Genomic DNA, 24,918 nt, shown 5'->3' with positions numbered 1-24,918 from the left:
TCTCTCATTTGTATATTTAAAAGCCTCATCTATTCCTCTTTGGGCAATTCCAACTGCGATACATCCCATCCAAGCTCTTGCTTGGTCTAAAGTTTGCATGGCTATTGAATAACCTTTTCCAACTTCTCCAATTAAATTTTTTGCAGGAATTCTACAATCTTCAAATACTACATCACAAGTATTTGAAGTTCTAATTCCCATCTTATCTTCTTCTTTTCCAGCAGATAATCCTTTTGTTCCGGCAGGTACTAAAAACATAGACATAGACCTTGAACCTACAGATTTATCAGTTATAGCTGTTACACAATAGAATGATGCAACTGCTCCGTTAGTTATAAAACACTTTCTTCCATTTAATACATATTCATCCCCATCAAGAATTGCAGTTGTAACTCCAGAGCCTGCGTCACTTCCTGCACCAGGTTCTGTTAGACAAAAAGCTCCTATTCCTCCTTCAAGTACATTGTCACAAACCCACTTCTTTTGTTCTTCATTTCCTGCAATTAAAACCGGTTTCATTCCAAGTCCTGAGGCTGAAACAGTAGTTGCAAAACCTGCATCTGCCTTTGCCATTTCTTCTATTAGTGCTGCTACATCAACTCTTGAAAGCCCTGGTCCGCCAAATTCTTCTGGAACTTCCAATGCTAAATATCCTTGTTCTATTGCCTTATTATATATTTCTTCCGGCCATTCACCTGTTCTATCAAACTCTTTACATTGTTCTTTTACTTCTTTTTCACAAAAATTTTTAACATCTTGTAGCAAATCCTTTGCTTCTTCTGAAATCAAATATGCCATATTTTATTTCTCCCCTCTCAAATTTAAATTATTTTATTTGGATTTAAAATAAATTTAGGATCAAACGCCTTCTTTATTTCTCTCATCAAATTTACATTTAATTCGCCTTCAAACTGCTTTAGATACTCTTTCTTTCCATATCCTATTCCATGTTCTCCGGATATCTGTCCACCCATTTCATAAGCTTTTTGATATATAACAGTCATAAATTCATGCACTTGTCTCATAAACTCCTCTTTTTCCATACTATTTGAACAAGCATAGATGTGTAAATTTCCATCTCCTGCATGCCCAAAACTCTTTACAGAGAAATCGTAATTTTCTCCTTCTCTATTTACAAAGTTTATATACTTGGCAATCTTATTTATAGGTACTACTACATCACATTCATCTAATAGTTCTGTTTCTGCTTCTATTGCTTCTAAGAAGGATGATCTTGCCGCCCATGCATCTTTTATTTTTGCCGGCGTATCAGCTACTAAAACATCTATTGCTCCAGCTTCTATTACAACTTCTGCAGCTTTTTCTACTATATCATCCAACATATCTCTATTTTCACCATCAAATGTCACTAATAGGTATGCTCCTATTTCAATTCCTTCTAATTCTTTAGGAAAAGTACTTTTACCTATGAATCTTTCAGAAGTCAATACTATTTCTCTTTCCATAAATTCTATGGCCTGTGGATTTAAATTACTTCTGAATAGTTTAGGAACAGTTGATATGCAATCATCTAAGTTTTCATATGGAATTACTAAAGACACTGTCTCTTTAGGTGCTGTTATAAGTTTTAAAGTCAACTCTGTAATTATTCCAAGCGTTCCTTCAGAGCCTATCATTAAATTTATAAGAGAATATCCTGTTGAAGTTTTAGCAACATTTGCTCCAAATCTTGTAATTTCTCCTGTAGGCAGCACAACTTCCATTTCTTTTACATAATTTCTTGTAGTTCCATACTTTACAGCTCTCATTCCACCTGCATTAGTAGAAACATTTCCACCTATTGTAGCAAATTTTTCACCCGGATCCGGTGGGTACATATATCCTCTTGAAAGAGCATCTTGAGCCAAATCATTTAAATAAACACCTGGTTGTACTCTAACTACAAAATTGTCATCATCATATTCTAAAATTTGATTCATAGATTTTAAATCTATCATTACTCCGCCTTTAATGGCTACCCCTGCTCCGGTAAGTCCGGTTCCTGCACCTCTTGGTACAATTGGCAAATTGTTTTGATAACATATTTTAACAACGTTTGCAACATCAGTTGTATTTTTAGGTCTTACCACCACATCAGGTATACCTTCTCCATAAATAGGCATCTCATCATGAAAAAAATCTTCATTTATTTCATTTCCAACATATACTTTTCCTTCAACAGAGGATTTAATCTGTTCTTTAATTTCATTTGTAACAGCATTGTATTCTCTATTCATAAATTTCCTCCTACTTCTTAATTCCTAAAATTAATTTAATTTTGTGATAATAATATAGTTTTTAAATTTCTTTGTCAATTTAAAAAAAACTGCAAATTGTGTATTTGACTAATTTATAGAGGTTTTTTATGCTATGTTTTCTATGAGTTTTTTATTGTTCTTTATCAAATAAATCAAGTAATAATCAAATTTCTATTTGTTTTAACAAAATAAATTGTTATCACAAAATCTCACAAAAAATTTGTGTTTTTTGAACTTGTTGAACTTTTATTCAACTTAGGTCATATTTAAGTTGTTTTTATTCCACGCAAAATTATTTATCGTATGTTATAGAAAACGTTTTAAGTTATTCATGTAGATAATTACTTATTATGTTGTAATTAAAAAAGTAGGAGGAACAATTATGGATTTTAATTTAACAAATGAACAGTTAGTAATTCAAAAAGCTATGAGAGATTTCGTCGAAAAGGAAATAGCACCTGGTGTTATGGAAAGAGATGAAAAAAGTGAGTTTCCTATAGAACAATTTAAAGCACTTGGAAAATGTGGTTTAAATGGTATTCAATATCCTAAAGAATATGGTGGACAAGGTGGAGATTATATATCATATGCAATAGCTGTTGAAGAACTTTCAAAAGTTGATGGTTCTATTGGTATTGCATATTCAGTTAATGCTTCCCTTTACGCTTTCCCTATTTTTAAATATGGTAGTGAAGAAATTAAAAAGAAATATCTTCCACCTGTTTTTAATGGGACTTCTATAGGAGCTTTTGGCTTGACAGAACCTAATGCCGGTTCAGATGCCGGCGGTTGTGTCACTATAGCAAAAAAAGAAGGTGATAATTATATTCTTAACGGTTCAAAATGTTTTTCAACAAATGGGCCTTTAGCTGACTATTACATAGTATTTGCCTTAACTGAACCTGAAAAAGGCGCTAAAGGATTATCAGCATTTGTAATTGAAACTTCTTGGGAAGGAGTAAGTGTTGGTCATATAGAAGATAAGATGGGCATTCGTTCTGCTAAGGTTAGTGAAATGTTCTTAAAGGATGTAAAAGTTCCTGCTTCTAATTTACTTGGTGAAGAAGGACAAGGATTTAAGATTGCAATGGCTACTCTTGATGGTGGTAGAATTGGTGTTGCTGCTCAAGGTTTAGGCTTGGCAAAAGGCGCTTTTGAAATCGCCAGAAAATATATGATGGATAGAAAACAATTTGGTAAACCAATTTGTGCTCAACAATATCCTGCATTCAAAATGGCTGAGCTAAGAACTAAAATTGAATACTCTGAACTATTACTTTATAAAGCAGCTCAAGCAGAAACTGAACATAAGCCATATACTATCCCTGCAGCTATGGCAAAACTTACTTGTACAGATACAGCTATGGAAGTTACAACTCAAGCAGTTCAATTCTTGGGTGGAAATGGATACATGAAAGATTATCATGTTGAAAGAATGATGAGAGATGCAAAAATCACTCAAATATATGAAGGCACTAACGAAATACAAAAGCTTATTATAAGCGGTAGTCTTTTTAGATAATTATTATATATAGGTTATAAAAATATATCCTATAATTGGAGGCAGATTATGATACCCAAATTTACAAATCTCAAAGAAGCTCTTTCGATAATAAAAGACAATGATGTTGTCGTAACATCAGGTTTCGTTGGTTGTTCAAACCCCGAAGCATTAGAAGCCGGAGTAGAAAAAAGATTTAAAGAAACTAATAGTCCAAAAAATTTAACTTTATTTTATGTTGCCGGTCAAGGTGACGGTGATGGCAAATCAGTAAACCATTTAGCACACGAAGGTCTTTTAGGAACAGTCATTGCAGGTCATTTCAATAAAGCACCCAAATTGATGGATTTGATGGCAGCTAATAAGATCAAGGGCTATAATGTTCCTCAAGGTGCTCTAGCACAAATGTTAAGAAATGTTGCCGGAAAAAAAGTTGGAGTTGTAACTCATGTTGGACTAAATACTTTTGCCGACCCTCGTAAAGAAGGTAGTAAAGTAAATGATGTCACCACAGAAGATATAGTTGAACTCATAAACATTGGTGGAGAAGAAAGACTTTTTTATAAAGCTATGCATTTTGATATAGCTCTAATTAAAGGAAGTTTTGCTGATGAAAGAGGAAATATTTCTATGGACTTGGAAGTAGTTCCTACAGAAGTTTTATCAATTGCACAAGCAGTTCACAATTGTGGTGGAAAAGTTATTGTTCAAGTAAACAAAGTGGTTAAAAATGGTTCTTTAGACCCTAAACTTGTTAAAATACCCGGTGTTTGTGTTGACTATGTAGTTGAAATACAAGAACCTTCCCTAAAACAACAAGCTTACGGTATAGACTATGAACCGGAACTTGCAGGTAACACAAGAATCGCTGAAAAAAATTATAATGCTTATATACCTCTAAATGCAAAAAAAGTAATAGCAAGACGTGGTGCTATGGAAATTGTTCCTGGCCTTGTTGGTAATTTAGGTATAGGCATACCTGAACTTGTTTCAAACATTGCAGCAGAAGAAAATATAAGTGACCACATAGTTTTAACGGTTGAATCAGGACCTGTTGGAGGTATTCCTCAATCAGGACCAAGATTTGGTGGGTCAATAAATGCAGATGCAATAATTGATCAACCTTACCAATTTGATTTCTATGATGGAGGAGGTCTTGATATATGTTATCTCGGACTTGCTCAAGCAGATTCTCATGGAAATCTAAATGTATCAAAATTTGGTACTAGAATTGCTGGATGCGGAGGATTTATAAGTATCTCGCAAAATTCAAAAAAAGTTATTTTCTGTGGAACTTTCACAACTAAAGGATTAAAAACAGAAATAAAAGATGGAAAATTAAACATCTTAGAAGAAGGACAAGTTAAAAAATTCAGAAAAGATGTTGAACAAATTACTTTTTCTGGAGACTATGCAAGAAGTGTTTCTCAACCTGTTTTATATGTAACAGAGAGATGTGTCTTTGAATTAAAAAAAGATGGTTTAACACTTGTTGAAATCGCCCCGGGAGTAGATCTACAAAAAGATATATTAGACCAAATGGAATTTGAGCCTATAATTGATAAAAATCTTAAATTTATGGATCCAAGAATATTTATAGACAAACCAATGGGTTTGAAATAAAAAATTAAAATTAAAATTAAAATTACTTTATCCTAAAAATTCAAATTGAAGTAAAATTCATAAAATATTAATTAGCCTATTAACGTGAAATTAAATGTATCAATCACAAAAAGAGTGTCAGAAACTTATCCATTCTGACACTCTCTCCTTTTAAGCGATATAAAATTTAATCTTCTACATTCTCTGAAGAAATTTCCATAATTTTTAAAAACATATTTCCATAATTATTCCATTTTTCTTCAAGCTCTTCAACAGTGTATTCTCTACAATTATCTCCATTCTTTAAATTTTCTAAAAATTTATTTACGCCATCAACTAAGTTTTTATCAATTACAGTATGTATAAACGGCTCTAAATTTTTAAAAAACCTTGCATAATTCTTTATAAAAAATTTCTTTTGATTTAAATATATTCCAATGTTGAATTCTTTAAAGTCACCACTAACTTTTTCACCATCTATAATATATATTTTTATATTTTTATTCTTCTTCATCAGTCTAATTACATTGAAAAAATGTTCTTTTCTCTGCTCTATTGACATGGTGTATTCTGTATCTATATATACTAATTTTCCCGTTTGTATATATTTATAAAGAGAAACTTTAGGTATGAAGAAATTTATATTTCTTTCATGAAAAATTTCTTCCCACTCTATTTGAAGTTTTTTTATTTGTAACATATTTTCCAATACATTGAAATCTTTATTTTCTCTCTTTTTAATATTTTCACATTCTTTTTTTGCAATGTCTTCAATTATTTCGGATGGTAATAAAAATTCAAACCCATAGCAACAGAACATATTAAAGTGATTATCTGTATAAAAATCCGTTCGATAGCCACTCCTATTCATTTCAAGACTACTTACATTTTTCATTAGGATATTTTCATTTTTAAATTTTGCAGCTAAAATTTTATAAGCTTTATCAACTTCTTCCTCATCATTTGAATAAGATATTATTTCCATCTTTTTATTTTTATCAAGAGAATAGTTTATCACAAAATTATTCTTTGCTATTATTGCATTAAAGTATTTGAATTCACTATTCTTATACATTGTTACATTCAGGTTGGATTTATCATTTAACAGTTGATATAGTTTTTTAAGTTTTTCTGATTTTTCTCCTTCTAAATCATCAACATCAAGACCTATTTTTATATTTATATTTTTAACTTCACTTATCAAGTTTAAAATATACTCTACTCCATCTGATATAAAATCCATGGTTATTAATAAATCTGTAAAAGCTTCTTCATTTTTTAAGTTTTGTTTTTGTATTACATCACTTAAAAATAGTTTTATATTGCTATTGCCTATTACCATTCTGGTGTTGTTTTCTACACTGTCATAATTTTTAATAGAATCTTTATATTCTTTCATAAGTATTTTATTAATCTTTTCTTCAATGAATTTTGAATCTTCTAGATAATTTGAATTTTCCGGTAATTTTATATCAAATTCCAGAAAAAAATCTAATACTTTGTTTTGTTCAAAAATTTCCCTCGATAATACCTCACTTATTTTTTTATTTGTTGTTCTTATGTATTTTTGAGATGGTAATTTAGAAGCATTACACCACTTGCTTATGTATGAGATATCATAGTCTAATTCATTTGCAAGTACTATTAATTTAATATTAGTAAAATCAATCATTTTTTTTAAAACCGGTGAATATTTATTCATAACATAACTCCTATCCTTACAAATAGAAACAAAATTCCTTTCAATAACTTATCTTGTATATAGCATAAACTTTTTCATTTAAATTATCATTTGAATTTATTGAATTTTTTGTTCAAAATTGAATTTTTTGTTCAACATCGGGCATACTATGACGATTTAAAAGCCATTGATGTTTTTGTAAAATTATATCAAGAGAGAAAAACATTTTCAATTATCCAAATCTATAATTATATTGAGATTAAATTGTATAAAATATTCTGAAATAAATCAAATCCCAATATGTTATACATTAGACAATCGTTTTTCTTCAAATTTTAAGGAGTTGAAGTTATATGAAACCAATGAGAATGCACCATGTGGGAATTGTACTTCCTACACTTGAAGAAGCTTATGAAATGATTGAAAGACTAGGTTTAGAAATCGATTACAAAGGTCATGTAGATGCTTACCAAGCAAAATTAATTTTTACAAAATCCGGTGATCATTCAAGTCCTATAGAATTCATCATTCCTGAAGCAGGTGTTTTAAAAGATTTTAATAATGGAAAAGGTGGTATAGCGCATATTGCCTTTGAAGTTGATGATGTTGAAGCAGTTAGAAAAGAGTACGAAGAAAAGGGATTACAAATGCTTGAGCGTGAAGCTGTTCCAGGTACAAGCGATATAATAGTTAATTTTCTAAGACCTAAGTACAATAGTGGGATATTGGTAGAATTTGTTGAAACTATAAATCCTATTGATAGAGAATATAATAAATTCTAAATAAAATCTAATACATTTATTTAAAGGAGATATATTGATATGTACACTATGGGAGTAGATATCGGTTCTACATCATCTAAAATCATAATACTTGAAGATGGAATAAAAATTATCGGAAATATTGTAGTACAATCTGGAACCGGTACAAGTGGGCCAACAATTGCTACTGCAAAAGCTAAGTCCTTTCTTTCAAATAATAATTTAACTTTAGATGATATATCTAAAATCGTTGTCACAGGTTACGGCAGATTTTCATTTGATATTGCCGATAAACAAATAAGTGAAATAACTTGTCATACAAAAGGTATTAACTTTTTAGTGCCTGAAGCTCGAACTATTTTAGATATAGGTGGACAAGATACAAAAGCTATTTCAGTTAATGATAAAGGTCAAGTTCTACAATTTTTCATGAATGACAAATGTGCCGCCGGCACTGGCAGATTTTTAGAAGTCATGGCTAAAATTTTAGAAATACCTTTAGAAAAAATGGGTGAATATGATAGATTATCAACTAGTCCGGTAGCTATAAGTAGTACTTGTACCGTTTTTGCTGAGTCTGAAGTTATTTCTCAGCTATCAAAGGGCATATCTAAGGAAAATATATTAGCCGGTGTACATAATTCAACTGCTAACAAAGTTTGTGGTCTTTTATATCGTACAGGAATTAAGGAAAAAATAGTTTTATGTGGAGGAGTTGCTCAAAACCAAGGTGTTGTTAGAGCGCTCCAAGAGGAATTAAAAAAAGAAATAACCATAGCTCCTCACCCACAAATGACAGGCGCCATAGGTGCTGCTTTATTTGCTTATGAAGAGGCGAATAAAAATTTATAGAATAGAAGGGTGAATATGAATACTATAGATATATCAAATATGAAAGCTAAAGAAATGCTTGGATATTTTCAAAACAAACTTGACGAAGAAGCACGTGAAGCTAAAAAAAATGGAAAATTAGTTTGCTGGTCAGCCTCTGTAGCTCCATCTGAATTTTGTGTAACCATGGATATCGCATTAGTTTATCCAGAAACTCACGCAGCCGGTATAGGTGCTAGAAAAGGCTCTTTAGCTATGTTAGATGTTGCTGATAGAAAAGGTTATAATACAGATATATGTTCTTATGCCAGAGTAAACTTAGGATATATGGAACTTTTAAAAGAATATGCTAAGACAGGAGTGAAGCCTAAAGAACTTGAAGAATCTCCTGCTGCAGATGTTCCTCTACCTGATTTAGTAATAACTTGCAATAATATATGCAACACTTTACTAAAATGGTATGAAAATTTAGCTGCAGAATTAAATATTCCTTGTATAGTTATAGACGTTCCTTTTAATCATACTATGCCTATTCCTAAGTATTCTAAAGAATATATTGCTGACCAATTTAAGGAAGCAATAAGACAACTTGAAGAAATAACAGGAAAAGATTTTGACTATGATAAATTTTTAGAAGTTCAAGAGCAAACGCAAAGATCTGTTGCTCAATGGAATAGACTTGCTGCACTTTCTAAATATGAACCGTCTCCTCTAAATGGATTTGATTTATTTAACTATATGGCTCTTATAGTTTGTGCAAGAAGTAAAAATTATGCTGAATTAACTTTTAAAAAATTTGCCGATGAACTTGAAGAAAATATGCAAAATGGAGTGTATCCTTACAAGGCTGGAGAACAATCCAGAATTACTTGGGAAGGTATAGCTATTTGGCCATATTTAGGACACACTTTTAAGACTCTTAAAGGCTATGGCTCAATAATGACAGGCTCTGCTTATCCTGGACTTTGGAACTTAGAATACACACCTGGAGATATGCTTTCAATGGCAGAAGCTTATACGAGAATATATATAAACACTTGCCTTGACAATAAAGTTGATGTATTGAGAAAAATCATTAAAAACGGTAAATGTGATGGGGTCGCATACCATCTAAATAGAAGTTGTAAATTGATGAGTCTTCTAAACGTTGAGACAGCTGAAATTTTAAATAAAGAAAATAATCTTCCATATGTTAGTTTTGATGGTGATCAAACTGATCCTAGAAATTTCTCAGAAGCACAATATGATAACAGAATACAAACTCTTACTGAGATGATGTCTGCCAATAAAAAAATGAGGGGTTGAAATAATGAACAAAATTAATGAAATAATAAATTTATTGGATGAAGTTTCTAAAGATCCTAAACTAACAGTTAAAAAATATAAAGAAAAAACAGGAAAAGGCGTTGTAGGTGTCATGCCATTATATGCACCTGAAGAAATTATTCATGCTGCAGGTTTTCTACCTATGGGACTTTGGGGTGCACAAAAAGAAGTATCTAAAGCAAGAATTTATTTACCTCCTTTTGCATGTTCAATAATGCAAACTAATATGGAACTTCAAATAGAAGGTGCCTATGATGACTTAGATGCAGTTGTATTTTCTGTACCGTGCGATACTCTAAAATGTATGAGTCAAAAATGGAAGGGTAAAAGTCCTGTTATAGTATTTACTCATCCTCAAAACAGAAAATTAGAATCTGCAAATAAATTTTTGGTTACAGAATATGAAATCTTAAAAGATAAATTAGAAAAGATATTAAATGTAAAAATATCTGATGAATCCATAACAAATAGTATTGAAATTTACAATGAAAATAGAAAAGTCATGAGAGAATTTTCAGACCTAGCTGGTCAATATCCTAATATAATTGACCCTATTCAAAGACATATTGTATTTAAGTCCAGATGGTTTATGGAAAAATCAGAACATACTAAATTAGTTAAAGAACTAATATCTGAAATTAAAAAATTACCTATTGAAGAATGGGATGGCTATAAAGTTATAGCAACTGGTATTATGATAGAACCTGAAGAAATACTTCAAATATTTAAAGATAAGAAAATAGCTATTGTTGCAGATGATTTAGCTCAAGAATCAAGACAATTTAGACATGACGTACCTGAAGGAGATCAACCTCTTTTAAGACTTGCTAAGTTGTGGCAAAATTTAGAAGGATGTGCTCTTGCAACTGATACTAAAAAATTAAGAGGCCAAATGCTAATTGATATGGCGAAAAAATATAATGCCGATGCTGTATTGATATGTATGATGAAATTCTGCGATCCTGAAGAATTTGACTACCCTGTATACTATAGAGAGTTCCAAGAAGCTGGCATAAAGAATTTACTAATTGAAATTGACTTAGAAATGACAGCTTTTGAACAAACTAACACAAGACTTCAAACTCTTGTAGAAACTCTCTAATATAAGGAGATTAAAATGCTGGAAAAAGGTAGTACACAAGAACTTACCGAAATTGTTACAAAAGAAAATACAGCTGATGCTGTAGGAAATAAATCAGTATTTGTTTATGCAACTCCATTTTTAGTAGCATTAATGGAGCGAACTTGTATAAAATTGATGGAAGAAGATTTAGATAGTGGAGAAGTTTCAGTTGGAACTAATATAAATTTAGATCATCTTGCTCCAACACCAATTGGAAATAAAATTTTATGCAGAGCAGAACTGGTTGAACAAAGTGGTAAAAAATATGTATTTGATGTAAAAGCTTTTGATAATGACAAACTTATTGGAAAGGCAATGCATACAAGATACAAAGTTAACTTAGATAAATTTTTAAATAGCATTTAAAGATATATTCAATATAAATCACTCAATATTAAACCAAAAAAGATTTTGTGAAAATACAAAATCTTTTTTGGTTTTATTCGAAAAATTAAATTCTTATTTTAAAATGTGTATCGAAATCTCTTCAATCAATCCCTCATCATGTATTTTCTGTATTTCATAAATATATTTTCCATCATCCAACATCTTTCCAACTTCTAAATCTTCTCCCTTTTCTGAAAGTAATTTAGAAACAAGACCACCTAAAGTTTCAGCACCTTTTGAGTCTATACTGTAATTATATACCTCATTTATCTTGGTTATTGGCGATGATGCTGAAAATACTTTATTATTTCCTAATGAAATCAACTCCGAACTCATATGTGTTTGAATTAAATACTTTCTAATTACAAACAATACCGCAAGCGAGATTACACCTATTAAAATATCAGATAAAGATTCTGTATATATTAACATTTTTCTCGCTATTACAAGTGTTACCAGATGGACTATTGTAGTATCATTATGAGCAACCATTAAAAGTATAAACTCCATAGCTATTACCAACAAAAATACATGTGATAAAAACTTTTTAAATAATTCTATACTCTCTATAGCTCCACTACCAAGTATATTTATATAGTACTTAAATATATCAGGTACCGATATGAGTATTCCTATCATAAGTAATATAGATATTACTATTTCAAATAAAAAGACAACTCTGTTGAGCTTGAGTAAAAATTTTCTCCTGTTCATTTTAGTTTCCTCTTATACTTGCATTGTTTTTTTGAGTTCAGCTTGCATTTTTTTCAATACTTTTTTTTCTATTCTAGATACTGTCATTTGTGATATATCTAACTTTTTAGCTATGGCAACTTGAGTTTTCTTGTTCATATATCTGTCAATCAATATTGTCCTTTCAACTTCATTTAAGTCTACCATCGCCTTTTCTAGTAAATCATTTATTTCTATTTTGTCGAAATATTTTTCTTCTTCTCCAATAAAATCTGAAAGATTTATTTCTTTATCGTCCCCACTTGAATCATATACTACATCTAATGATTGAGGTGAATACACTTTTGAAGCTTCTATGGATTCCAATATCTCTTCAGGAGTTGAATTCAAATATTCAGCTATATCTTCAACAGTTGGAATTCTTTGGTATTTTTGAGCCAGTGTATTTTTTGCAAGATTTATCTTCTTAGATAACTCTTGAATTCTTCTTGGGACTCTTATTGTCCAACCCTTATCTCTAAAATATTTTTTTATTTCCCCTATTATTGTAGGTGTTGCAAAAGAAGAAAATTCATATCCTCTGCTCAAATCATATCTATCTATCGCATAAATCAAACCTATTGATGCAACTTGGTATATATCATCGTAATCTATACCTCTTCCCGCATACTTTTTAGAAAGAATTTCTGCTATATATAGATGCTCTTCAATAAGAATATCTCTTATATCAGGGTCTTGAGTATCTTTGTAGATTTTAAAGAGTTCCCTTCGCTCTTCTTTTGTAAGTTTTCTGTTTAATTTATAATATTCTTCTCTATTCATTTTCAAACCAAATTTATAATAAGTTGAAGTTTATCTTCTTCTATTCTACTTTCGTCAACTAAACAATTTATTATTGTCTTAGCAAGTTCTGTTTCTTCACTTGTTTCATCTGTGACATTTGGACAAAATCCTGAAATTTCTATTTCAACTTTTTCTTCTGAAATTCTGTACTCCAAGTCAATATCCAATGAGCAATCATGTTTCATTGCTATGTTAAGTCCTTCGTTCACAGCTGCTTTAACATCCTCTATTTGGTCAAAGTCCAATTGATAGCTCATAAGTAGTCCAGAAGTCAAAAGTCTTACCGAACTAAAAAATTGTGGTTCCTTAGGTATATTTAATTTTATAACTTTCATTTACTCACCCATTTTAAAAACAGTATCAAGTTTTGTTATTGTAAATAACTTTTTGATTGATGGTTTTACTTCTTCAACTTTTATTTCAAATCCGTCTTCTTTTAATTGATTGAGAATGTAAATTAAAGCTCCTAACCCTGTTGAGTCTATATATTCAAGTTTTGAACCATCTATAATTATATTTGATTTTTCTTCTAAATATTTTTGTATAACTTCTTCTTTAAATTGTGAAGTAGTAGTTATATCCAATTCTCCAATCGGAATTACTTTTAAATTTTCTTTTCTTTCAAATTCTATATTAAAAGCCATTTTTAATCTCCTATATATTTAGCAACTGCAACTACATCTGAATCGGTTATATTCATAAGCTTAACACCTGATGTAGATCTACCCATTACTGAAATTCCTTCAATTTGAATTCTTATGATAATACCTTTAGAAGTTATCATCATAATATCATCATTACTTTCCATTATTTTAGCAGATACAAGCTTTCCTGTCTTTTCTTTTACTTTATAAGTTATTATACCTTTACCGGATCTGTTTTGTACCTTGTATTCAGACATAGGGGTTAATTTTCCATATCCTTTTTCAGATATTACTAACATAAGCTTATCATCGCTTGCAATTTCCATACTGACTACTTCATCATCTTTATTTAAGCTTATTCCCTTTACTCCCATAGCAGTTCTTGCCATAGTTCTTATGTCCGTTTCTTTAAATCTTATACTCATACCGTCTTTAGTAACAAGCATAATCTCTTCATCACCTTTTGTGATTCTAGTTGAAACTATTGAGTCTCCATCTTTTAAAGTAATAGCAACTAGTCCTGATTTTCTGATATTTTTAAATTCTTCAAATGATGTTCTCTTAACTATACCACTTCTTGTAGCCATTACAATATTTAAATTTGGATCAAAGTCTTTTACATGAATTATTGATTCAACTGACTCATCTTGTTCTAAGTTAAGCAAGTTTCTTATTTGAGTACCTTTAGATTGTCTTGAGCTCTCCGGTATTTCATAAGCTTTAAGTCTGTATACTCTTCCTCTTGTTGTAAAGAATAAGATTGACTCGTGGCTTGATGTTATGAATAAATCACTTACAAAGTCTCCGTCTTTTGGAGTTGTAGCAGATATCCCCCTTCCACCTCTCTTTTGAGGTTTGTAAGTTCCCTCAGGCATTCTCTTTATATATCCACTTTGAGTTAGAGTAATTATTACATCTTCTTCTTTGATAATATCTTCAATTTCTATATCACCTTCAGAATTTTTTATGACTGTACGTCTAAGGTCTGAATGTTTATTTTTTACCTCAACAAGTTCTTCTTTTATTACTCCCATAAGTACATCATGGTTTTCTAATACTTTTGTCAACCATTCGATAGTTTCCAAAAGTTGTCTGTATTCTTCATCTAACCTATCTCTTTCAAGACCTGTTAAACGTCTTATTCTCATATCCAATATAGCTTGAGATTGTGCATCTGAAAGTCCGAATTCTTCCAAAAATTTATCTTTTGCCTCTTGGTCATTGTTAGATCCTCTAACTATTTGAATTATTCTCTCTATGTTATCTAGTGCTATCTTTAATCCTTCGACAATATGTGCTCTTGCCTTTGCCTTCTTTAAATCGAATTCAGACCTTCTTGAAACCACTTCTATTTGGTGATCAACATAGTATGTTATCAAGTCTTTTAAATTCAAAACTTTAGGAACTCCGCCAACAAGAGCAAGATTTATGATACCAAATGTTGTTTGCATTTGAGTATTTTTATATAGCTTATTTAAAACAACATTAGGATTTGCATCTCTTCTAAGATCTATTACAATTCTTATCCCTTTACGAGATGATTCATCTCTGATTGCAGTTATTCCATCTATTACCTTGTCTTTGGCAAGTTGTGCCATCTTCATTATCAAGTTTGATTTATTTACTTGATAAGGTATTTCTGTTACAACTATTCGCGTCTTATTTTTTACTTCTTCAAATTCAGCTACTGCTCTTACTTGAATTTTTCCACGTCCAGTTTGGTAAGCTTTCTTTATTCCATCACGACCCATAATTTGAGCACCTGTAGGAAAATCAGGACCCTTTATGGTCTTCATTAGCTCATCAATTGTGATGTCATTGTTATCAATGTATTCAATTACACCGTTTATAACTTCTCCCAAGTTGTGAGGAGGCATATTTGTTGCCATCCCTACAGCTATACCATTTGAACCATTTACAAGTAAATTTGGAAATCTTGATGGTAACACAACCGGTTCCATTTCTTCTTCATCGAAATTCGGAACAAAGTCAACAGTTTCTTTATTTATATCTCTTAACATTTCAAGGGCAAGTTTTGACATCTTGACTTCTGTATAACGCATAGCAGCTGCGCCATATCCGTCTATATTACCAAAATTTCCCTGTCCGTCTACAAGAGGGTATCTAGTACTAAAACTTTGAGCAAGCCTTACCGTTGCATCATATATTGAGCTGTCACCATGAGGGTGAAACTTACCCATTACATCTCCTACAAGTCTTGCAGATTTTTTAAATTGTCCTGTTGGAACCAATCCCAAAACTTGCATTCCATATATAATTCTTCTGTGAACAGGCTTCAAACCATCTCTTACATCAGGTAAAGCTCTTGCCACGATTACACTCATGGAATAATCGAGATATGACTTTCTCATTTTCTCATTTAAGTCTACTTCAACTATTCCATTCTTAGTTTCTGTCATATATATCTCCTAAATTATGCATCTATGTTTTCTGCAAAAAGTGCATTTTCTTCAATAAATTCACGTCTTGGTTCTACATCAGAACCCATCAGTATAGAGAATGTTTCATCTGCTTCAACAGCATCTTCTATATCTATCTTTAAAAGTACTCTCTTTTCCGGATCCATTGTAGTTTCCCACAAATCTTCAGCATTCATTTCACCAAGACCTTTGTATCTCTTAATATCATATTTTTTATCTCTTCCAAGTTCCTCTAATGACTTTTTAAGTTCTAACTCGTCATATACATATTTCAAAGGTTTATTCCCCTTTAAAATACCGAATAGAGGAGGTTGTGCAACATAAACATGTCCTTGTTCTATAAGAGGTCTCATATATCTAAAGAAGAATGTTAATAACAATGTCATTATATGCGCACCGTCTACATCGGCATCGGTCATTATTACAATTTTATTGTATCTAAGATTTTCGATGTTAAAATCTTGTCCAATTCCAGTACCAAAAGCTGTTATCATGGCTTTTATTTCATCTGATGCCAACATCTTATCAAGTCTTGCCTTTTCTACATTCATAATCTTTCCACGAAGAGGTAGTATAGCTTGGAATACAGAATCTCTTGCCTCTACTGCAGAACCCCCCGCAGAATTACCTTCGACTAAGAAAATTTCTGTATTTTCGTTATCCGATAATTGACAATCTGAAAGTTTTCCCGGAAGTGGCATTGCATCCAACATATTTTTCTTTCTTGAAAGATCTCTTGCCCTTCTTGCCGCTTCTCTTGCTCTTCTCGCTGAAAGAGCCTTATCTAAAATAAGTTTACCGACTTTAGGATTTTCTTCTAAGAAATCTGTCAATACATCTGAAACTACAGAATCCACAATTCCCCTTGTCTCAGAATTTCCAAGTTTAGCTTTGGTTTGACCTTCAAATTGAGGATTTGGAAGTTTTACACTTATTACAGCGCTCAAACCTTCTCTTACATCATCTCCGGATAGATTTTCTTCTTTTTCTTTTATGATATTATACTTTCTTCCATATTCATTAATGGTTCTTGTAAGAGCAGACCTGAAACCGCTTAAATGACTTCCTCCCTCTTCAGTATTTATATTATTTGCAAAGCTTATTACATTTTCTGAATATGCATCAGTATACTGTATAGCTATTTCAACTAATGTCTTATCTTTTTCTTGGTCTATATATACTATTTCTCTGTGTATAGGTGTCTTTTTTCTGTTGATGTATTCAACAAAAGATTTTATACCACCTTCATAGTGATAAACCTCTTCTCTGACTTTTTCTTCTCGGTGGTCTCTGAAATTTATTCTAACACCTTTGTTTAAAAATGCCATTTCTCTAAATCTCTTAGACAAGATATCCCATTCAAAAATTAAAGTGTCAAATATTTCCGGGTCAGGACTAAATGAAATCTTAGTTCCTGTATCACTTTCAGCTACTTTACCAATCACTTCTAATTCTGAGGTAGGTATACCTCTTGAGAAAGTTTGTTGATGTATCTTTCCTTCTCTTTTTACAGTTGCTGTAAGTTTAGTTGAAAGAGCATTAACTACACTCACACCAACCCCGTGTAGACCTCCTGACACTTTATAGGCGTCATTAGAAAATTTACCGCCTGCGTGTAGTATCGTAAGTACAGTTTCCACAGTGCTCTTCTTTGTTTGAGGATGTATATCCGTTGGTATACCTCTACCATCGTCGCTTACAGATACACTTCCATCTTTTTCAATTTCTATAGTAATTTCACTACATCTTCCTGCAAGAGCCTCATCTATTGAGTTATCAACTATCTCATATACTAAATGATGAAGTCCCTTTGAACCTGTAGAGCCTATGTACATACCCGGTCTTTTCCTTACCGGCTCAAGACCGGTAAGCACCTGTATGTTTTCAGCTCCATAATTCTGTTTATTCTTTTCCATTTAATTCTCCTGTTCATAACAGTTTAAAGTCGTTCTACGTTAATTTTATTTGAATCAATAAAAAAACTATCTTCATTCAAATTTGTGCTAGTTATAAAAGTCTGCATATTATCTAAACTTTGAGAAAGATACATAGCCCTTGTCTTATCAAGTTCTGAAAACACATCATCTAAGAGTAATATTGGTCTTCTCTTGTTAAATTTCTCAAGAACATCCATCTCGGCAAGTTTAAGCGCCAGCACTATACTTCTAGTTTCACCTTGAGACGCAAAACTTTTTGCAGACATTTCATTTATTTTAAAATCTAAATCATCTCTGTGTGGTCCTACAGTTGTAAATCTACTTTCAAAATCCTTTTCTCTCTGCTCCAACAAAATTTTCATAAACGCTTGTTCCATTTTATCTTTTGAAAATTTAACAGTTGAAAGATAAGTTATTTTTAATTCAGAACCTTGAGAAAGTCTTGCATAGTGATTTTTTGCAAATTCTTCAATTTCCTTAATATACTTAAGTCTTTCAAAAAGTATCTTCACACCATACGACGCAAGCTGAAAGTCATAAACTTTTAGTAATTCTTCATCAGGCCTCTTTAATAGTTTATTTCTTTCAAAAAGTATTTTTCTATATTTAGCTAAATTATATTTATATACAGGACTTATTTTTTCTATTAAAGAATCAATATATTTTCTTCTTTCACCAGGTGATAATTTTATCATATTTAGATCATTTGGTGAAAATATTACACACGAAAAATCCCCAGTGTAGTTTTTTATATTTATAGAATCCAAATTCATTATATATTCATTCTTCTGATTTAAATTTAATATTATTTCAAGCTCATCTGAATATCCTCCACTTTCTACAGTAGCTCTTATATTAGCTGAGTTCTCTCCCAATCTTATCATTTCATTGGTTTTTAAAGTCCTAAAACTCTTTCCAACTGTTATAAAGTATATAGCTTCTAATAAGTTTGTCTTTCCTATTGCATTTCTACCTAATATTAAATTTATTCCATCGCTAGGTTCTATCTCAAAACTTTGATAATTTCTAAAATTAGTAAGTTCTAATCTGTCTATCTTCATTCTACCATATCTACTATAAATTCTTCTGAATCAAACTCAACACGATCTCCCTTTACAAGTTTTCTACCACGTCTTTTCTCTACTTCAGAATTAACTTTTACAAGTCCTTCTTGTATTAACATCTTGGCTTCTCCACCACTTCCAACCAAGTTTTTGTACTTTAAGAAAGAATCTAATTTGATATATCCATTTTTCATTTCATTACCTACTTTGCAAGTCTTACAGGAAGTACTAGATATAGATAATCTTCATCATCTTCTCTTATTATGCAAGGATTAACCGAGTCTGTGAAATAAAGTCTGACTTCTTCTGATTCCATAATTTTTATTCCATCTAATAAGTATTTTGAATTAAATGCAATTTTTAAACTTCCACCTTCAACTTCAGATTCCACAATTTCTTCAACATTTCCTATTTCAGAATTAGATGATATTTTTATAAATCCATCTTCAATTTCAAATTTTACAAGATTTGCTCTATCTTCTTTGGCAAGCAAGCTTGCTCTTTCAAGAGCCGATTGTAAATTTGCTCTTTGCACAGTGCAAATTGTAGTATGAGATTCAGTTATAAGACCTTGGTATTTAAAAAATTCACCACTTAGAAGAGTTGTGTAAACTTCTGTAGTCTTAGTTTTGAAAAGAGCCATATTTCTTGAAATACATACATTCACATCTTCATCTTCTAAAACTTTTACAAGTTCATTTAAAGTTCTAGCCGGAATAATTGCTGAAGTTGTATTCTCATTAGGATTATTTACTGTTTTAAGTGACATTCTAAATCCATCAAGAGCTACAAAATTTATCTTTGTAGGGCTTAAATCCATTAAGACACCTGTAAATACCATTCTTGTTTCATCCATAGAAACTGCAAAAGATGTTTTCTTAACTGAATCGCTAAGTTCTTGAGACGAAATATTAAATGTATTATTTTTTTCAACTATAGGTAACATTGGATACTCATCAGGTAATTGACATTGAATGTTAAAATTTGATTTTTCACATTTTAAGTTCATTGAAGTTCCATCTAAATTTATATCAATTGTCTCACCTTGAAATTTTCTTATTATATCTCCAAATAATCTCGAATTTACTACTATTTCTCCTTCTTCCATAACAATTGCAGTAATTGAAGTCTTAATAGTTATTTCAGTATCAGAAGAAATTAAAACTATTTCATTATCTTTAGCCTTTAAAAGTATACCCTCTAAGATTTGAATTGTGCTTCTAAGAGATATTGCTCTTTGAGCAATTTGTATAGCTTTTACAAATTCTTTTCTACTTACTTTGAGTTTCATAAAGTCTCCTTTTTAATGCCCTATTATATTTTAGATAGATAATAATAGTAGTAGGGCTTGTTAATTTGTGTATAAGTCGATTTATCATTAAAACATCGAAAAAATTTAAATTAATAACATGTTGATAACATTTAAATTAAAATTCACTTATCAACAACTATTCTTTAATCTCTTTTATTAAATTATTTATCCTTATTTTAAAAGATGTATCTTGATCCATATCTTTTTCAATTTTATTATATGCATGTATTACTGTTGTATGGTCGCGTCCGCCAAATTCCTCACCTATTTTTGGAAGAGACAGTTCTGTTAGTTCTCTTGTTATATACATGGCTATTTGTCTTGGATAAGCTATGTTTTTAGTTCTCTTCTTAGAATTTAGTTCATCTACTGTGACATGGTAGTGTTTACCTACAAATTCTTTTATTAAATTTACATCTATTACCTTTTCTTTTTTAGTATTATAGATATCTTTAAGAACTATTGCGGCAGTTTGCTCGGTTATTACACCGGTTGTCAGTTTAGAATATGCCATTACACGAGAAAGAGCACCTTCTAATTCTCTTATGTTACTTTTTACATTTTCAGCTATAAAATTTATTACATTTGCAGGTACATCATATCCCTCAGAATCAGCTTTAGACCTCAATATTGCAATTCTAGTTTCTAAATCCGGAGCTTGTATGTCAACCACAAGACCCCATGCGAATCTTGATATTAAACGTTCTTCTAAAGCTTTTATTTCTTTAGGGGGCTTATCTGATGTGAGTACAATTTGTTTATTTGAGCCGTGTAGTTCATTAAAAGTATGAAAAAACTCTTCTTGAGTTCTATCTTTATCGGCTATAAATTGGATATCATCTATTAATAAGAGGTCAACTTTTCTGTATTTGTTTCTGAATTGCTCATTTTTATTAGTTTGAATTGAGTTAATCAGCTCATTTGTAAACTGTTCACTTGTTACATACAGAATTTTTTTAGACGAGTCCATTTGATTTATAAAATGTCCAATAGCCTGCATTAAATGTGTTTTTCCAAGTCCTACTCCACCATATAAGAAAAGCGGATTTGAATGCGCCATTGATGGATCTTTGTAGTTTTCAGCTACTGATAGACTTGCTGCATGAGCAAATTCGTTGCTCTTGCCTACTACGAAATTTTCAAAGACATATTTTGGATTTAATCTAGATTCAGGTAAAAAGTTATCAGATTGTGTTTTAACCGGAGATTCATTACCGGTTAAGATTCTAACGTCATAATCTTCATCCATTACGTCTTTTATACATTTTTTAAGAGTTCTTAGTTGTGAAGGATTGTTTTCAATCCTATGTTTTATAAAGTCCGATGTAACTAAAACATAGAAGATTTTATTGTCTTCATCGATATCTTTTAGTTTCATATCTTTAAACCAAGTATCGAATGAAACTTGACTCATGGATTGACGTTCAAGAACACTCATAACTCTATTCCATAAGTTGAATAGTGGGTCCATAATTCCTCCTGTTGAAAAGTATTTGTTGATAAAAAAATATGTATAATGTTATACACAATTGTAGATAATATATTGATTAATTTTAAATTAATATTATTGGTTGTGGAAAAAATAACCACTGGAATATAGCTATTTAAACAAAATAAGTTTAAAAAATAGAGTTTATCAACATTCTATCAACAAAATGTGGATAACCCTACTTATAAACAACAATTTTAATATAAACAGTCACAAAAATTTATCCACATATATTTTAACAAAAAAAAATACACTTATCAACAAGTCAAAAGGCTTATAAACTTGTTTTAAGTGTATCTATAATAAAAAATATTAATTTGACATGAAACAAAGTCTTTTTAAATTTAAAATTTTAGAAGGGCCTGCAATTGTAGTTCCGTAGAAATATACTTCTTTATTTTCTAAATTTAAGAAGTTCATAATACTTCTATTTCCTATAGTAGAACCTGTACAGAGTATTATATTGGCCCAACTTATTGCCTCTTTAAATAAATTGCCATCTTCTATTTTGATTCCATATCTAAATTCTCCTATGTTGTCTACATTTAAATCTAAAACTCTAAGATTGTATCCGGCTGATGAAAGTTTATCTATAAAAGCTGGTTGGTAGCCGATTAAAAGTATGTTTTTAGATAAATCAGCACTTAAAAAATTAGCTATTTGTTCAGCACATAATTCAGGATCTTCATTTTTACAGTGAACGGTATTTGATATCAATCCTAAGTATTTCATAACTGAATTTAAAATAGATATAAAAATGGCAATGTCATAATTGTTATTTTCTATATCTAAATTTCTTACATCGGATAATTTAATAGATAGTGCAGAACGTGAACTTGTAAAAGCTTGTCCAAGTGAATTTTTAAAATTTGCCTCAATTAAAACTTCTTTTCCATTAAGTAGAGGAAAATCTTTTCTTTTGGTTATACCTATAGCTTCTTCTTCAGTTAAAGATTTTAGAGAAACAAATATTTCTTCATCATCAAGATTATGTTCAGATATCAAATTTAAAAAATAATTCATCAAAATTTTATATATACTCATGAATTCTATTCTCCTCTATAATTTTATTAAAACTTTCAGGCGAAAATTTGCCTGAAAGTTCACCTTTTTTCATAAAATAAATTTCATCTGCAAAGCATTTACATTCTTCAATATCGTGTGTAACTAAAATGCTTACAATTCCAAGCTCTGAAATTATATCTTTGGTTATTTGTTTAGCAGAGTCTTTATTTATATAGTCAAGAGCACTGAAAGGCTCATCTAATAAGAGTAAATCAGGTTTTTTTAGTAGAGCTCTACAAAGTGATACTCTTTGCTTTTCGCCACCTGATAGATTGTGCACAGGTTTGTCCTTTAAGTAATAGATATTTAATTTTTTAAGCAGGTTTTCAGCTTCAATTGTGTATAAACATTTATTTTGTTTTAAAATTTTAGGGGCAAAAATTATATTTTCAAACACATTTAAAAATGGAAACAAGTTGAAATGTTGATATACAAGAGAAATATTTTTTTCATAGGATGGTACACTTTCTAAATGTCTATTATTTAGTATTATTTCTCCTGTTTGATGATATTTTCCAGCTATAGTTTCTAAAAAAACAGTTTTTCCACCTCCGCTCTGACCTAAAATTACAATATTTTTGGCATCGGATTTTAAAGATATGTTTTTTAAACTAAAGCCATTTAAATTAAGATTTAGATTATTTATAGTAAAAATTTTTATCACCCACACTTTTCTCTTTTACAATTATTTTAATCATTAAATTTATAAATAGATTTATTAACATTAAGATTATTGCAACTCCACAGGCAACATCAAAATCTCCGGTGGTCATATTTAAAAATATAGAAGTTGCAAGGGTTTCAGTCTTCATTCTCGTAACCCCAACCAACATCATAACAGCTCCAAATTCTCCAAGACATCTTGAAAATATTAATAGCACCATAGTTATGATATGTTGTTTAATAAGTGGAATTAAGACGTGTATAAACACCTTAAAGTTGTTTAGTCCAAGATTGTTAGCTGTAAAAAATATGCTCTCGTCTACAGAGTCCACAGCAGAATTTAGAAAAATTATTGCATATGGTAAATTTATAAAAAAAAGTGCAAGAACTATTCCGGATGGTGTGTAGACGAAATCTATATTAAATATTTCCAAGTACTTGCCTAAATTGTTGTGACCATATAGCGTTATAAGAGCAAGTCCACTTACCAAATGAGGCATACTGAGAGGAAATGCATATACATAATTTAAAATTTCTCTATGTTTAGAACTGAAATGTATTTTTCGTGAAATTATAACCGAAGTTAGGGAAACTATAAAAGTTGCCAAGATAGAAGTTTTTAATGATAATTTAATTGAAAAAACAATTTCTTGTGGAAACGGAAGAGATATTATGAAATTGAAACCTTCAAAAATTATAAAAATAAAAGGTGTGATAATAAAGAGTACCGAAAAAATAACAAGTATTTTCGATACTCTCTCAAATAACCAATCCATTATTTTATAGTTTTAAATCCAAATTCTTCAAAGGCACTGTTTCCGGAATCAGATTTTATAAAGTTTATAAAATTTTGAGAAAGTTCTTGATTTTCAGTTGTACTCAAAGTACCTATTGAAATAACTTGGTCTATTAAGAATTCAGGCTCAATTTCAACTATTTCTAAGTCATCTTTTCCAAATGCAGAATCTTTAGTTACAATGGCAGCATCTACAGAAGCTGTCTTAATAGCTTGATAAAGTTCGTTTACAGTTGCTGTTTTAACAACTACATTTTTTTCATAGTCAGTTATACCTGCTTTCTCGAACATTTTTACTGAAGTTTTACCTATGGCATTTGCTTCTGCATCCCCTAGAGCGAGTTTTATACCATCTTGATTTAAGTCCTTTAAGCCGGTTATGTTATTTTCATTACCTTTTTGGGTAATTATCACGGGTGTGTGGTGAGCTACAGGTACAGATTCATTTGCAAGACCTTTTTCAACAGCTGCATCATAAGTAGGTTTTGAACCGACTATAAA

Annotated in this window: 24 protein-coding genes; 7 read left to right on the top strand and 17 right to left on the bottom strand. The window is 30.6% G+C overall.

Features of this window, described 5'->3' with window-relative positions:
• Together SOR77_RS01900 and SOR77_RS01895 are read right to left on the bottom strand one after the other, a co-directional pair.
• Positions 1-798 (bottom strand): acyl-CoA dehydrogenase family protein (locus SOR77_RS01900; protein WP_320635513.1); only part of this gene is annotated, 798 nt, incomplete at its 3' end.
• 23 nt (positions 799-821) lie between these two features.
• Positions 822-2,237, bottom strand: coding sequence for an FAD-binding oxidoreductase (locus SOR77_RS01895; RefSeq protein ID WP_320635512.1), 1,416 nt, complete (start codon positions 2,235-2,237; stop codon positions 822-824).
• A gap of 403 nt (positions 2,238-2,640) precedes the next feature.
• Between SOR77_RS01895 and SOR77_RS01890 the strand changes: the two genes are divergently transcribed.
• Complete coding sequence (locus SOR77_RS01890; protein WP_004819660.1) at positions 2,641-3,780, top strand: acyl-CoA dehydrogenase family protein; 1,140 nt, start codon at positions 2,641-2,643, stop codon at positions 3,778-3,780.
• A 48-nt stretch (positions 3,781-3,828) separates the two neighbouring features.
• Positions 3,829-5,382 (top strand): acyl CoA:acetate/3-ketoacid CoA transferase, encoded by a 1,554-nt coding sequence (locus SOR77_RS01885; RefSeq protein WP_320635511.1) that lies wholly within the window; start codon positions 3,829-3,831, stop codon positions 5,380-5,382.
• 166 nt (positions 5,383-5,548) lie between these two features.
• Here the strand turns inward: SOR77_RS01885 and SOR77_RS01880 are convergent, their stop codons facing one another.
• Positions 5,549-7,063 (bottom strand): hypothetical protein, encoded by a 1,515-nt coding sequence (locus SOR77_RS01880; RefSeq protein ID WP_320635510.1) that lies wholly within the window; start codon positions 7,061-7,063, stop codon positions 5,549-5,551.
• Between the two features lie 332 nt (positions 7,064-7,395).
• Between SOR77_RS01880 and SOR77_RS01875 the strand changes: the two genes are divergently transcribed.
• The 5 genes from SOR77_RS01875 to SOR77_RS01855 are packed head-to-tail and all read left to right on the top strand — an operon-like array spanning position 7,396 to position 11,449.
• Positions 7,396-7,824, top strand: coding sequence for a VOC family protein (locus SOR77_RS01875; protein WP_004819647.1), 429 nt, complete (start codon positions 7,396-7,398; stop codon positions 7,822-7,824).
• A 39-nt stretch (positions 7,825-7,863) separates the two neighbouring features.
• Complete coding sequence (locus SOR77_RS01870) at positions 7,864-8,655, top strand: acyl-CoA dehydratase activase (protein ID WP_320635509.1); 792 nt, start codon at positions 7,864-7,866, stop codon at positions 8,653-8,655.
• Between the two features lie 15 nt (positions 8,656-8,670).
• The gene (locus tag SOR77_RS01865; protein ID WP_004819643.1) at positions 8,671-9,939 is read left to right on the top strand and encodes a 2-hydroxyacyl-CoA dehydratase subunit D; all 1,269 of its coding nucleotides are present in this window, start codon (positions 8,671-8,673) and stop codon (positions 9,937-9,939) included.
• 4 nt (positions 9,940-9,943) lie between these two features.
• The gene (locus tag SOR77_RS01860) at positions 9,944-11,062 is read left to right on the top strand and encodes a 2-hydroxyacyl-CoA dehydratase family protein (RefSeq protein WP_320635508.1); all 1,119 of its coding nucleotides are present in this window, start codon (positions 9,944-9,946) and stop codon (positions 11,060-11,062) included.
• A 15-nt stretch (positions 11,063-11,077) separates the two neighbouring features.
• Complete coding sequence (locus SOR77_RS01855) at positions 11,078-11,449, top strand: thioesterase family protein (RefSeq protein ID WP_320635507.1); 372 nt, start codon at positions 11,078-11,080, stop codon at positions 11,447-11,449.
• Positions 11,450-11,542: 93 nt separating this feature from the next.
• Here SOR77_RS01855 and SOR77_RS01850 read toward each other — a convergent pair whose 3' ends face one another.
• From SOR77_RS01850 to SOR77_RS01785, 14 genes are all read right to left on the bottom strand, one after another.
• On the bottom strand, positions 11,543-12,184 hold the full coding sequence (locus SOR77_RS01850) for a transporter associated domain-containing protein (protein WP_004819637.1): 642 nt from the start codon (positions 12,182-12,184) through the stop codon (positions 11,543-11,545).
• A 12-nt stretch (positions 12,185-12,196) separates the two neighbouring features.
• A complete protein-coding gene (locus SOR77_RS01845; protein WP_320635506.1) occupies positions 12,197-12,985 on the bottom strand; it encodes a SigB/SigF/SigG family RNA polymerase sigma factor in 789 nt (262 codons plus the stop codon).
• A gap of 2 nt (positions 12,986-12,987) precedes the next feature.
• Complete coding sequence (locus SOR77_RS01840) at positions 12,988-13,341, bottom strand: hypothetical protein (protein ID WP_004819635.1); 354 nt, start codon at positions 13,339-13,341, stop codon at positions 12,988-12,990.
• Entirely contained in the window at positions 13,342-13,650 is a 309-nt protein-coding gene (locus SOR77_RS01835) for an STAS domain-containing protein (RefSeq protein WP_320635505.1), read from the bottom strand.
• Positions 13,651-13,652: 2 nt separating this feature from the next.
• Positions 13,653-16,070 (bottom strand): DNA gyrase subunit A, encoded by a 2,418-nt coding sequence (gene gyrA / locus SOR77_RS01830; protein ID WP_320635504.1) that lies wholly within the window; start codon positions 16,068-16,070, stop codon positions 13,653-13,655.
• Positions 16,071-16,084: 14 nt separating this feature from the next.
• Positions 16,085-18,007 carry a DNA topoisomerase (ATP-hydrolyzing) subunit B gene (gene gyrB / locus SOR77_RS01825; protein WP_320635503.1) on the bottom strand — a complete coding sequence of 641 codons (1,923 nt, stop codon included), beginning with the start codon at positions 18,005-18,007 and terminating at the stop codon, positions 16,085-16,087.
• A 23-nt stretch (positions 18,008-18,030) separates the two neighbouring features.
• Entirely contained in the window at positions 18,031-19,089 is a 1,059-nt protein-coding gene (gene recF / locus SOR77_RS01820; protein WP_320635502.1) for a DNA replication/repair protein RecF, read from the bottom strand.
• Entirely contained in the window at positions 19,086-19,286 is a 201-nt protein-coding gene (locus SOR77_RS01815) for an RNA-binding S4 domain-containing protein (protein ID WP_320635501.1), read from the bottom strand. The genes recF and SOR77_RS01815 overlap by 4 nt, the downstream gene beginning before the upstream one ends.
• Before the next feature lie 8 nt (positions 19,287-19,294).
• The gene (dnaN, locus tag SOR77_RS01810) at positions 19,295-20,383 is read right to left on the bottom strand and encodes a DNA polymerase III subunit beta (RefSeq protein WP_320635500.1); all 1,089 of its coding nucleotides are present in this window, start codon (positions 20,381-20,383) and stop codon (positions 19,295-19,297) included.
• Between the two features lie 157 nt (positions 20,384-20,540).
• On the bottom strand, positions 20,541-21,875 hold the full coding sequence (gene dnaA, locus SOR77_RS01805; protein ID WP_320635499.1) for a chromosomal replication initiator protein DnaA: 1,335 nt from the start codon (positions 21,873-21,875) through the stop codon (positions 20,541-20,543).
• A gap of 330 nt (positions 21,876-22,205) precedes the next feature.
• Complete coding sequence (locus SOR77_RS01800) at positions 22,206-22,937, bottom strand: Rossmann-like domain-containing protein (RefSeq protein WP_320635498.1); 732 nt, start codon at positions 22,935-22,937, stop codon at positions 22,206-22,208.
• Complete coding sequence (locus SOR77_RS01795) at positions 22,924-23,622, bottom strand: ATP-binding cassette domain-containing protein (protein WP_320635497.1); 699 nt, start codon at positions 23,620-23,622, stop codon at positions 22,924-22,926. The genes SOR77_RS01800 and SOR77_RS01795 overlap by 14 nt, the downstream gene beginning before the upstream one ends.
• On the bottom strand, positions 23,597-24,397 hold the full coding sequence (locus SOR77_RS01790; RefSeq protein WP_320635496.1) for an ABC transporter permease: 801 nt from the start codon (positions 24,395-24,397) through the stop codon (positions 23,597-23,599). The genes SOR77_RS01795 and SOR77_RS01790 overlap by 26 nt, the downstream gene beginning before the upstream one ends.
• On the bottom strand, positions 24,397-24,918 hold a 522-nt coding region (locus SOR77_RS01785; RefSeq protein ID WP_320635495.1), incomplete at its 5' end, for a substrate-binding domain-containing protein. The genes SOR77_RS01785 and SOR77_RS01790, both read right to left, overlap by 1 nt.

Origin of the sequence: Peptoniphilus sp. (assembly GCF_034090345.1) — a bacterium.
In the GTDB taxonomy this organism is placed as follows: domain Bacteria; phylum Bacillota; class Clostridia; order Tissierellales; family Peptoniphilaceae; genus Peptoniphilus.
Note: the sequence above shows the minus strand (reverse complement) of the source record. Positions and strands in the feature narration are given on the sequence as shown.